General features: G+C 42.5%; 8 protein-coding genes. 4 read left to right on the forward strand and 4 right to left on the reverse strand.

Annotation, left to right across the window (positions count from 1 at the left end):
- Positions 1–22: 22 nt before the first annotated feature.
- Entirely contained in the window at positions 23–2,410 is a 2,388-nt protein-coding gene (locus D9603_RS04785; protein WP_128730469.1) for an ABC transporter permease, read from the forward strand.
- A gap of 154 nt (positions 2,411–2,564) precedes the next feature.
- On the forward strand, positions 2,565–2,885 hold the full coding sequence (locus D9603_RS04790) for a DUF6482 family protein (RefSeq protein ID WP_128730470.1): 321 nt from the start codon (positions 2,565–2,567) through the stop codon (positions 2,883–2,885).
- Positions 2,886–2,995: 110 nt separating this feature from the next.
- Here the strand turns inward: D9603_RS04790 and D9603_RS04795 are convergent, their stop codons facing one another.
- A complete protein-coding gene (locus D9603_RS04795; protein ID WP_128730471.1) occupies positions 2,996–4,879 on the reverse strand; it encodes a PKD domain-containing protein in 1,884 nt (627 codons plus the stop codon).
- A 150-nt stretch (positions 4,880–5,029) separates the two neighbouring features.
- Here D9603_RS04795 and D9603_RS04800 point away from each other — a divergent pair, with 150 nt between their 5' ends.
- Together D9603_RS04800 and glmS are read left to right on the forward strand one after the other, a co-directional pair.
- Positions 5,030–5,812: a DeoR family transcriptional regulator gene (locus tag D9603_RS04800; protein WP_128730472.1), complete on the forward strand. Its 783-nt coding sequence runs from the start codon at positions 5,030–5,032 to the stop codon at positions 5,810–5,812.
- 12 nt (positions 5,813–5,824) lie between these two features.
- Positions 5,825–7,645: a glutamine--fructose-6-phosphate transaminase (isomerizing) gene (glmS, locus tag D9603_RS04805; RefSeq protein ID WP_128730473.1), complete on the forward strand. Its 1,821-nt coding sequence runs from the start codon at positions 5,825–5,827 to the stop codon at positions 7,643–7,645.
- A 250-nt stretch (positions 7,646–7,895) separates the two neighbouring features.
- Here the strand turns inward: glmS and D9603_RS04810 are convergent, their stop codons facing one another.
- From D9603_RS04810 to D9603_RS04820, 3 genes are read right to left on the reverse strand one after another with little or no spacing between them, the layout of a single operon-like run.
- Entirely contained in the window at positions 7,896–8,948 is a 1,053-nt protein-coding gene (locus D9603_RS04810) for an SAVED domain-containing protein (RefSeq protein ID WP_128730474.1), read from the reverse strand.
- An 8-nt stretch (positions 8,949–8,956) separates the two neighbouring features.
- Positions 8,957–11,167 carry a ThiF family adenylyltransferase gene (locus D9603_RS04815; protein ID WP_128730475.1) on the reverse strand — a complete coding sequence of 737 codons (2,211 nt, stop codon included), beginning with the start codon at positions 11,165–11,167 and terminating at the stop codon, positions 8,957–8,959.
- A 1-nt stretch (position 11,168) separates the two neighbouring features.
- Positions 11,169–12,272, reverse strand: coding sequence for a nucleotidyltransferase (locus tag D9603_RS04820; RefSeq protein ID WP_128730476.1), 1,104 nt, complete (start codon positions 12,270–12,272; stop codon positions 11,169–11,171).
- Between the last annotated feature and the right edge of the window lie 257 nt (positions 12,273–12,529).

The following is a 12,529-nucleotide window of genomic DNA, read 5'->3' on the forward strand; positions in this document are numbered from 1 at the left end:
GCTTAAGGGCTAAGGAAGAAAAATGATTATTGCCAATTTACACACTGCGTTGCGGGTTGCAAAAAAGCAAAAGTTACACTTTATACTCAATGTATTAGGGTTTTCTGTAGGGGTGTCTGCTGCACTCCTCATTTTACTTTACACTTTGCATGAGCTTTCTTTTGATACATTTCAGCCTAATGCCGAGCGGGTGGTTCGTGCCGAGGCCGACTTTTCGTCGTTGGGGCTCGGTACTGTGCCAACAATTAACTATCCGCGCTTGCTAAAAGCCAAAGATCTCACACAGGTTGAAGATATATTTGCGTTATTTAAAGCAAAAAATCATGATCCTGCATTGGGGTACGTGAGCGCTGGCGAAAATCAGTTTCAGCTTAATAATCTCTATGTTGCTTCAAGTAATATCTTAGATTTTATCGATCTCAAAGTGCTTGATGGTAATATCGAGCTTGCCTTGAGTACGCCAGAACAGCTGGTGCTGAGCCACTCAGAAGCGATGCGCTTATTTGGCCGTGTTGACGTTGTTGGACAGCGCTTACATTATCAATATGGTACATATACAGTGGCTGCGGTGTTTGAAGATCTTCCCCTAAACACCCATTTTGCTTTTGATAGCCTGATCCATTCCAAAAAAACGAGTGAAAACTTGTATATACACATGCACTATGTGTACTTGCGTCTTAATACGATGGCGGATATTGCCACTCTTGCAGACGAGATCACTGAACTGTTTGTGATGGAGGGGGAAAGGGGCATACTTTCTGTTAATTTAGCCCCACTTGCTGATCTACATTTATATCATGACGCCCTATCGGAGATGCGATCCGGCGGCAATCCACAAGCGATTATTGCCAGTATCATACTGAGTATCGCGCTTTTATGTGTAGCAGCTATCAATTTTATCAATCTCAGTATTGCACAAAGTGGTAGCCGCATTAAAGAAGTGGGGATCAGAAAGTCTCTGGGCGCTTCTAGCGGCCAACTCTTTTGGCAGTTTCTTTGTGAGTATCTGCTAATTGCGATTGTCACTTGTATTATAGGTGCTGCGGTTATTGAGTTGAGCTTACCTTGGTTCAACTATCTTGTGGATAGAACGCTGCAATTTGCTTTTTTTAGCTGGCAAGGTGGTTTATTAATGCTGCTCTCTCTGAGCGTGAGCTTATTGGCTGGGATTTATCCTGCTTTGTATCTTTCTCGCTTGAGCCCTAAAGTAATGTTGCAAGGTGACACGTCTGCATCGGGAGGAGCTGTGTGGCTGCGTAAGGTTTTACTGGTGTCACAGTTTGTCATTGCAACAGCTCTGATTGTTGGTGCCATCACGTTGCCACAACAATTAAGCTTTTTGCAGACCTTGTCACCAGGATATGATGCTGAAAACCGCCTATATATCAGGGCGCTACCTAAAAACGAAGTGTTGTCAGGCCCTCATTCACCTTTGCTAGATGCAATTGAAAAGATTGCAGGAGTTAAACAAGTTGGCCCCCTAGATACGGACTTAACCCATGACATTCAATATAGCTTTAAACCCACCCTACCAAACGGCGAAGTATCTCCTGAGTCAATTGCGGGCATTGGAGTGGGATTTAATGCAGTATCGCAACTGGGTTTGACCTTGGTAGCAGGCAGAGATTTTACCCCTCAATTTGCCTCAGACTGGTATGTGCGCAAAGACGGAGAGGCGTCTGTTAGTGTTATTGTCACCGAGTCTGTGACAAAACTAGCGGGGTTTGACACGCCCGATCAGATGATTGGGCAGTCTATGCAGCGTGGCACGATGACCATGACAGTCGTCGGGGTGGTGAAAGAGCTGCAAATAGGAAATGCAAAACGAAACAAAACCATGGCTATGTTTTTGCCTGGCTACAGTTTAGTACCCACTGCTGCCATTGTGGTCGAAGTAGAAAAGTCACAGCAACAGTTTGTTACCCAGCAACTTACACAGTTGTTAGCATCAAGGCTGGGCATATATGAGCCTGAAATTGAAGATATTGGCGCTAACTTTAGTGCAAATTTTAATGAAGATAGCCGTTTCATTCATATTATTCAGGCATTTAGTTTATTGGTTCTGGGGTTGGCAATGCTCGGTGTTGTTGGGCTAACTTCATTTACTATGCTAAAGCGACAAAAAGAAGTCGCAGTACGCAAAGTGCTAGGCGCATCACGAATTAGTATTGCGAACTTGTTGGCGAAGGAGTTTTTGTTATTGGTTGTGATTGGCATCTTGATTGCTTTTCCATTGGCATACTGGCTGGTGGGAGACTGGTTAGCAAACTTTAACGATCGGATTGAGCAAGCGCTGTGGGTATACGGCGTTGCTGCAATCTCGGTGGCCTTGGTTACTTGGCTGACGGTTGCGATACTTATCGTAAAAACGACCAGGACGCGACCTGCCTCAATCCTACGATATGAATAACAAGTAGGCAAAAATGAATTGGCGCATCAAAGCGCCAATTCACGCTGTTCCAAACCTATTACGCCATCCCATGTCATGAAGAAAAAACGCCAAAGGTGAACCAAATTTGTCAGTGAGCCGTTTAATTAATAGCCAGTTAAACGAGGAGAGCACTATGCTTGCTGCGACACTGAAAGAAAAAATTGCCAACAACGAATTACATGCCATTGTATTAAGCTATGCCGATTCAAATCACTACTTAGCTGGTGGTCAGGATGCCGATGGTAACTTGCACATTTTAATGTACGCTGAGGGCAAACTAACGCCATTTAATTCGCTTCGAGAAGCAGAAACAAAGCTGGTGGAGTTAGGTGCAACACAGGCATATCTCAGGGTGGAGTCAGCGTATGATGAAATTGGCCCTGAAGACTCTGCTGGAACACATATTAGCAATATGGAGCTGCGCCACTTAACTCCAAGTGCTGCTCCGATGTAATCGACCTTGCTTAAATATCACAAGTTATCTTGCTGTTTACCTGAGCGTTTAGGGTAATGAAAAGGCTTAAGTGCTCATGGTTGAACACGTAAGCCTAAAATATGGTCGTTTTACTCAACCGATAGCGTGACGACTTTAGTTGCAACTGTGGCAGATTTTTCATCTACAACGCTGAGTTTTACTTGGTGGTCGCCAGATACCGCTGGAGTGAAACGCAGTGTTGCATCGTTTACAGCCGTGCCTTCAATCACTTTTCCTGACGGCTCGGTGACCGTCCAAAAATAAGTCAAGTGTTGTGTGTGACTGTCGGTGTCGACGACTGCTGAGATGAGCTGCACCTCAGTGCCTACTTTCAGCATCCCTTGAGCGTCCAGTGCGGCAATGGTTGGGGCACCATTTTGAACTGCACGAACTTGGATAAATGCAGAAATATCAACATCGACCTTACCATCAGAAACAGTGCAGTTCAGTACATAATTACCCACTTCATTAAAGGTAATTGACGCGCGATTGTCACTGCCGTTAATTACTGCAGTGCTGATTTCTGGTTTGGCTGAAAATGACCATTGGTAAGTGAGTGGATCACCGTCTTTATCTTCAGCTGAGATCTCAAATACTTTTGTTTGCCCTTCTAGTGCGACCAAAATTCTTGGGCTAATCGATACCGTGGGTTCATTATTTTCTGGCGTTGCTTTCACCATACCTGTGGCGGTGTCACTTAGCTCGCCGTTACTTACCTTCACAGCATAACGGTAATAACCTTCTCCATGAGGTGTAAAGGTTACCGTGTCGGTATTCTCATTGCTAACAGAATAGGTTAAGCCCGGCTCTCTTGGCTCAAATGTCCAAGCGTAAGTAAGCGGTCTACCACTTGCGTCTATGCTACGTTTTGCGCTTAGCTCAATAGCCTCGTTGATTTTGGTTGACTCTGGCGCATCAACGAATATCAGCGGTGTGCGTGCCTCGCCATATTTTGCTGTTATTGTGTGGGTAGCTTCGCTCACACGGCCATACTCGTCTTTAAGACTAAAACGGATCTGATATTGCCCCGGTTTATCTAGTTGAGCAGAGGTAATAAAGCCACTTGGTGTTGCCATTTTTGCTTGGCTACCGCTTGGTTTGCTGTCAAAACTCCAAAGCGGTGTTACCGCGCGCGGATACTGACTACCCTCGCTTTTAAGCTCAACAAAGTTTACCGACCCTAATATGACCTCTGTTGGGGCGGAAATAACAGCTTTAAGCTCTGGCCTGTCGTCATACACTTCTATCTGTTTGGTGACGGTTTCTGAATAGGCTTTGCCGTCATGCACTGTTAAGCTAATCGTGAATACGCCATAATCTCTTCCTGCAAAAACGGCATATTCCCCTTCTGGGTTGATAAGGTGAAAGTCTAACGCATTGTTAGCGCTGCTCACTTGCCATTTATAAGAAAGGCGGTCGCCATCGGGATCTGAGCTGTCTTTCGCGCTTAGTGTGACTTGTTCACTTTTTACCGCGCGTTCTTTAAAAGGAGTAATTACCGCTGTTGGGGCGCGATTAGTGGGCTCAACAGGTTTATCGGTCACCTTGACTGACGCTTTAGCCGTTGACTCTTGTGAGTCAGACTTTATGGTCAGTTGAACTTCATAATTACCTGCTACATCGGCAACAAACTCGTTCAATAGACTGCTTTTGTCAGCTATTTGTACCGTACTGTTTTGCGGCTTTGCTGTGATTGACCATGCCACCGTGGCGTTAGCAGAAACCACGCTGCTGGTTCCTATTAGCTTAACCGTAGAGCCGGTATAAACCGACTGAATTGGGCTTATCTTTGCCTCAAGCTGGGTGTTATCTGTGTTGGAGTTATTGTTGTCGGTTGAGTTATCCGTACCAGTATTATTATTGCTATCACTGCTGTTATTGTTGTTAGCGGTAGCGCTTGACCCCCCTGAACCGCCACATGCTGTTAATGTCGCGCCAAGGAATAAAGCTAATAATATTAATCGTTTGTTCACTTAAATGTCCCTTTATACAATCCAAGAGAAGAAAAATACACGGTTTTTTTTGTTTTATCTAGTTAAAATTTGTGCAGTGCAAAAATTAACTTGTTTACCTTAGAAAGTTTCGACTATAATTCAGTTAAATTTCGAAACGAAACTTAACTGATGACAAAACGAAACACTCAACAGCGCAGACATACCATCCTTGCATGGGTAAATGAGTATGGTGAAGTCAGCGTAGAATCACTCGCGGCTGAGTTTGAAACATCAGAAGTTACGATTCGTAAGGATTTAACGGCACTAGAAAAAAGTGGCTTATTATTGCGCCGTTACGGCGGTGCTATTGCCCTCCCTAAAGAGATCACGGCATCGGGTAAAGACGAGCAAGATTCAGCTCGTAAAACAGCCATCGCTAAAGCTGCCGCAGCGCTTATTAAAGATCACAATCGCATTATTATTGATAGTGGCAGAACCACTGAAACCTTGATCCCAGAGCTTGCGCAAAAGCGTGGCTTAGTTGTCATGACGAATGCGATGAATATAGCCAACCGTTTGTTATCACTTGAAAATGAGCCAACTTTATTGATGACCGGCGGGACGTGGGATCCACATTCTGAATCATTTCAGGGGCAAGTTGCTGAACAAGTACTACAATCCTATGACTTTGATCAGCTTTTTATTGGTGCCGATGGCATTGATGTAGCGCGTGGCACTACGACCTTTAACGAGTTAATCGGGCTTAGCCGGGTAATGGCAAAATCTGCCCGTGAAGTCATTGTGATGGTCGAGTCTGACAAGATAGGCCGTAAAATTCCGAATTTAGAAATACCTTGGGCACAGATCACTACTTTGATCACCGACAACAACTTGGCAGATGACCTTCGCCAAGCGATCAAAGCACGTGGCATACAGCTGATCTGTGCTGAATTACACACAACGTGCAAATAAAATGGAGAGATTATGTGTGGAATCGTAGGCGCCGTTGCTGAGCGTCCAGTAAACAAAATTCTTATCGAAGGCCTAAAGCGCCTTGAGTATCGTGGTTATGACTCTGCGGGTGTTGCACTTTGCGAAGGCGGTGCGCTAAATAGTGTAAAAGCGGTAGGTAAAGTAGTAAACCTAGAGTCAGCCCTTGAAAACGCTGAAGTAAAAGGTACTACCGGTATCGCGCACACGCGCTGGGCAACTCACGGTGGCGTAACTGAGGCTAACGCGCATCCGCATATCTCTAACAGCGAAATCGTGCTGGTACACAACGGCATTATTGAAAATCATGAAGGCTTACGTAGTGCACTCAAAGAAGACGGCTATGAGTTCTTGTCTGACACTGACACCGAAGTAATGGTGCACCTGATCCATCAGCTTAGACAACAGCACACTACATTACTTGCTGCTGTGCAAGCCGCGGTAAAACAGCTTGAGGGTGCATACGGGACGGTATTATTTGATAAAGCCAATCAAGATGAAATCATCGTGGCACGCTCAGGCAGCCCACTGGTGATCGGCCTCGGTCTTGGCGAAAACTTTATCGCCTCTGATCAGCTTGCGCTATTACCAGTAACCCGCAGCTTTATCTTCCTAGAAGAAGGCGATGTAGCACGCATTACTCGCGAAACGGTAGAAATCTTCGACATAAACGGCAACCCTGTAGAGCGCGAAGTGGTTGAGTCTAACATTACTCAAGATGCGTCGGGCAAAGGCGAATACCGCCACTACATGCTAAAAGAAATCTACGAGCAGCCTATGGCTGTACGTAATACACTTGAAGGCCGTTTAGACAACGATCGCGTTAGTATCGACGCATTTGGCGACAAAGCCAATGAAATTTTTAAAGATGTAAAACACGTACAGATCATCGCATGTGGTACGTCTTACCACTCAGGCATGGTGGCGCGCTACTGGCTAGAGCAATTTGCAGGCGTAAGCTGTAACGTTGAAATTGCCTCAGAGTTTCGCTACCGCGACTCATTCGTTCACGAAAACAGCCTATTGGTAACCATTTCACAATCGGGTGAAACCGCAGACACGCTTGCGGCACTGCGTCTTGCCAAAGAGCAAGGCTATATGGCGTCAATGACCATCTGTAACGTACCAGGCTCATCGCTAGTACGTGAGTCAGATCTTGCCTTTATGACCAAAGCAGGTGCAGAAATCGGTGTGGCATCAACTAAAGCCTTTACGACTCAATTAGTTGGCTTATTGATGCTAACGGCATCGATTGCGCAGGAAAAAGGCCGTGATCAAAGTGCAATCGTCAACGCCATCAAAACCCTGCCAACCAAGCTTGAAGAAACCCTAACGATGGCCGATGGTATTGAACTTCTTGCAGAAGAATTTGCCGACAAACATCACTCATTGTTCCTTGGCCGTGGTTCACAATACCCAATCGCTATGGAAGGTGCACTTAAGCTTAAAGAAATCTCTTACATCCACGCCGAAGCTTATGCGGCGGGCGAGCTAAAACACGGCCCTCTTGCGCTTATCGACGCAGATATGCCTATCATCGTCGTTGCACCAAACAACGAACTGCTTGAAAAGCTAAAATCAAACGTTGAAGAAGTACGTGCACGCGGTGGTATCATCTATGTATTTGCAGACAAAGACTCAAACTTTGCCTCAGACGACACCATGCGAGTAATGAACGTCAACCACGTAGAAAACATCATCGCCCCGGTGGTTTACACCATCCCACTACAGCTACTTTCATACTATGTAGCCGTGATCAAAGGCACCGATGTTGACCAACCGAGAAACCTCGCAAAGAGTGTAACGGTAGAATAAGAAAAGGCGCGCAAGCGCCTTTTCTTGTGACTTAGGAATATAGTTTCTAACCTTGGAGTTTTAATATGAACTATATTGCGGGGCGACATTTCTGTGGGTGAACACTTTATAAGTGCGCATTAAAAGCATAATCAAAATAAAATAACTTATAAAATTCATTCTATTAATTTGATTACACTGTGAAAAAGCTCTTTGCGTTAAATATCTGGCTCATCCTCAGTGATCTTATCTAGTTTTTCCATAAAAAATTCTATGCTACATACTTTGATATACCATTTTTTGTCAATTCTATTGCCCATGTATAGGATTGAGCTTGAGGATCAAAATTATGAACTACCCAATTTTGATGTGTCCCCTCTTGATACCGTCGGCCAATTTCGATAGCAAAAGCAGATTGAACTGAAAGAAATAAGTGTATTTTTCGACAGCTGGGTTGTGCCGAAAGTTGATCAATACACCTTCCTAATTTTTCAGACAACTCATGTAAATTCTCTTGATTCTTAATTAAATTCCTTGCATTCCCTCTATTAGAAGACATTATTGTGGTGAACTCTCGCAACTCCATGGGGAGTTGTCTTTTTGAAATAGGCGTAGTAAAACCTACAGCAATTCCCGCATCACCAAATTGATTAACGTTCTTCTGTTGTTTAGTTTCGGTAAAGTCGATGCATTCATGTTCATCAGAGAGTAAACTGTAATTACCATCTCGATGAAACTTATCAAAGTAAGCGATTTCAGCTGTAAGATTTCTTAGCATTGCGCCATATGAAACCAGGAAAGGGATTCTAGCAAGCCCACCAATATATAACTTTTGACCTTTTTCATGAAGTATATATTGTTTAAAAACATCTATTTCTAATTCAGCATTATAACGTCGAATTTGCGCATAAATATTCTCAGTAGCAGGTTGCTGTAGCCCGATGAACACAGATTCTCTACAAAAAGCTTTCTCCGTTGGATCTAAAATTTCCTCAGGGAAATGCGTAGGGGTACCGGGTAAAGCTGAAATCATGACCTTCGCAGTATGTCTTAACTTTTGGTTCCACTCTGTAAATATTAATGCGCAACCGACAACAAACAATAGAATACTTAGGTACATCGAATAGAGCGATGGTTCTTTATAGTCTAAATCAAGCGTATTAACTATAAACTCACTTTCAAACTGGACATTTACCGAACCCACTGAAAACATACCAGCACCAACAGCTAGCAGACAGAGCTTGGTCCCCCAAAGAGTTCTTGGGTATGCTGTTCTTTTAAATTTAAAAGTTGTGATTAGTAACCATTTGACGCGTTCCCACATGTTTTTAATTACTCTCCTTCAATAAATTTTGAAAGCTCTATTGCACGAGAGTTTTCAATAAAGTACACAGAAACCTTCTTTAGCCCAACAATAATAAAAAATAACAAACGCTCAGAGTTCTCCTTCGCATGATTCTGCCAGTCAACTTTATCAGGGAAAGAAGGAGTTGGTATTCTCTGGGGATGTGTATGCCAAGTACCAATGTACCCAACTAGGCGATCGGAAGCTGCATAGGCATCATCAACCTCAGCCTGATGTGCTTTCGCATCTAATTTAAATGACGTCCTCGTTCTATAATCCGTATCTTTAGGCTTAGTTACTCTTTCTATCAGAACATCTCCGTTATCTTTATAGCAGCCCATCAACAAACCTGCGGATTCTAAACTTTCAGGCTCTGTTTGCCTGTAACTAATAAGCTCTTGATATATATCATTTGGTAACCATACCCGTTTACCACAACGGCTTGTGAATAACGCAATATCTTGTGAATTACAGATATCACATAACGGATTCTTTAGTGGTTGCATCACAAGAGAGTGATTAAAGTTATAGTATCTCTCCGTAAGCTTGAGCCCAGCATTCTCCGCATCATCACAACGACCTTTCCAACTGACTTTAGTAGAGTTCTTAAGCCTTCCTAATAAATAATCTATTGCCAAATTAGAAGCTATAAGAGCTGTCTGTGCAGAGCTATTTGCATTATATGGAATAAACATTTCGCCACATCCGGCATAGTTTTTTACAATATCTTGATCTGGCTGAAGAAAGTTTAGATTAGAGGCTAGTCCCCTTACACCAGTATTAGACTCGACATAAGCACATTTTAGACAGCCATTTTTCTTTTGGACATCTAGTATGGCATGTCCCCCTACACCATACCCTTCTAACCAACAATTAATGGTTGCTACTCTAGATGTAGATTTGGCAATAAAGTCATGGAATATTCTTTCATGTGTAGGCGAGCCGACTGCAATGACAATGAGATCATATTGACCAATAATTTTAGGATCTCTTAACTCAAGTAGGCTAGTTCGATACCCTCCAACTCTTATCCAAGGGTATTTATCTAGTAATTGGTGCGCGACAGCTGTCGCTTTTGGCCAGTCAATCATATACCTATCTAAAGTATGTCGATACAAATTTGAAGTTTGAAATCTATCTGGGTCTGTAATATCTAGCCGGCCGACTCCTGCTGCACCTAGTTTATGCGCAATTTCACTACCTACTGAGCCACAACCAACCAAAAGTACTTTCTTGCTATCCAGAGAAGTCATGGCTCCACTGCGAGGAAGGATGAGTTCTTTGTTAAAAGTTTCAACGAAAAATGGTTTTATATGCCAATTGGCAATTTTGTCTATATTTGTCGGAAATGCAGCTTTTTTCTTTGAACTGAGCTTCATTCCAACCCATGTTTTTCCTGAAGGCGTCTCTGTTCTCAACACCAGCCAAAACTCTTTAGCACGATAGGGGAAAACCTTTTTCTCTACTTTAGCTCTTATATCAAGTTCGAGATTTTTTAAGGTTTCAAGGAGCCACTCTTTAAGTGCCTTTGCTCCTCGCGGTACAATAGGGTTAATGTTTTTTATTGATAAGAAGAAGCCGATAGCGCTTTCGTGCTTTTGCCGCTCTTTAACCCTTAAATAACGCGTCACACAAGGGTCACTGAATTCTTGTGCTACTCCTGCAAAAGATGCCGGAATACTCATTACGCTACCAGAAAGCGTTGGTCTATATATATCTAATTGAGTGAAATCAACTTCCTCTAGGCCACAAAATAAGGTGATTGGAGATGATTTAACTAAGCTACTCGTATTTTTATACCAATTAGTATTGAACTCTCTTAGCAATTCACTTTTGTTAAACTCGGTATCTTTTATGAGCGAAAGAAGCAACTTTTCATGGCGCTTTAATGACTCCTCAAAAGCTAATTCCGGTCGCTCATAATTAACTGACACAGAATCTAAATGATTAACACATATGAAACCAAGCTCCGTAAACTCAGGAGAGACTTGCACATGTGCCAATGTACCTAAAGAGTCGGGGTTTCTGATAAAGAAAAGAGGAAGCTCTTTGAATTCATCAACACAAAAATGTATCAATGTGACGAGCTTACCATCGACATCAACTGTGACCGTAATTGTATCGCTTCCCTGATACTCAGATGGCTCTACTTCATAATCACTATCAAGAAAATATTTAAGTATTAATTCATAATCCACTTTAAGCACCCTGAGAAGTACCTGAAGCACCAGCTGTGCTTAGTGGAGCTATGCCTATAGCAGCTGAAGCGGCTACTTTTGAGGATGACTTTTTTTCTTTTTTGGGTACTTCAAAGTCATCACCAAATAGTTTGTTCAGTATCTCACACTGTTTGACTTCATCAGGTTCATCTATTGCTCTTTGGAGTTCACTCTGTAAAGTCATCAATTTATTTCTTAGCTGAGTACCTGTATTCAAATCACTGCCATCAATACTTTCACCGTCTACCTTATGCTGAAAGATATCTCTGTAAGGTATTTTTGGTAACTTTGTATATACACGGTAATCTTGTGTACCCCTAGGCGCATCAATATAATTAGAGTTTAAGATTCCATCTATCGTATTCTTAAGAGCAATTAAGTCATCATCAACTTCACTTGAAAGTGTTGAAGGGCTGTATTGCTCTTTAATCATCACAGTTAAACCGATAGAAAATACTTTTTTTCTGACACTTTCAGAAACAAAATTCACATCACGCCAGCGTTTTATATAGCGTATTAAACGCTTCAATTGGCGACGTTTAACTGTTGCTCCAAATAGATACTCATCAACACTGTCAATCCATTCAAGTAGCCCTTTTTGATCAGACTCTGACCACTCTTTGCGTTCATCACTGGAGCCGTTTTTTCCAACAGCTAAATAATAGGTTTTGCCGCCAATAAAAGAGGTTTTTCTTTTATATACGGTATAATCAATATGCAGGTTGGTTGCCTTATAATCAGCCGTAACACATGGCTTCTTTATTTTTGGATCCTTAAAATTTCTTTTTGCTAAAACATCCTTAATAAGCCTCTTTGGTTCAACTGGATCTTCAGGCGCATTTTCAGCATCAATTACTATTGCACGATCAATGTCATAATCACCATCTAAGCTGTTAATCGCCGTATTGACAGCAAAGGAGCCTTGCTTAAACGATTCTATCACGGGGTACCCTGCATCTTTGAAGGCCGTTTTAATTTCTTCAAAAATACTATCATCTTTTTCTTTGGCTTTTTTATAACCCGCAGAGTGGCTTGTGAGATAAATTTTCTTGTCAAACTTGTCAAAATGAGTTTGTATCGGCATTGATGAGAGTCTCCTGATCGACGTAGGTTCAATCTATTATATGGATATTCATACAGCAGATCTCAAGTATTTTGTCTAAAAAAAGATCAGGATTTATCGCTAGCCATTAGAGTAACGCCTTATTCAACGTGGGCCGACTGACCCTAAAATGCTTAGCAACTTCGGCTTTAGTGATATTTGGATCTAATAGCATGGCCTTTGCTTTGCGGAAAAAACAAGTGACGGAAAAAACAAGAGAAAAAACAAGTGACACCCAT

Origin of the sequence: Pseudoalteromonas sp. PS5, from assembly GCF_004103255.1 — a bacterium.
GTDB lineage: Bacteria > Pseudomonadota > Gammaproteobacteria > Enterobacterales > Alteromonadaceae > Pseudoalteromonas > Pseudoalteromonas peptidolytica.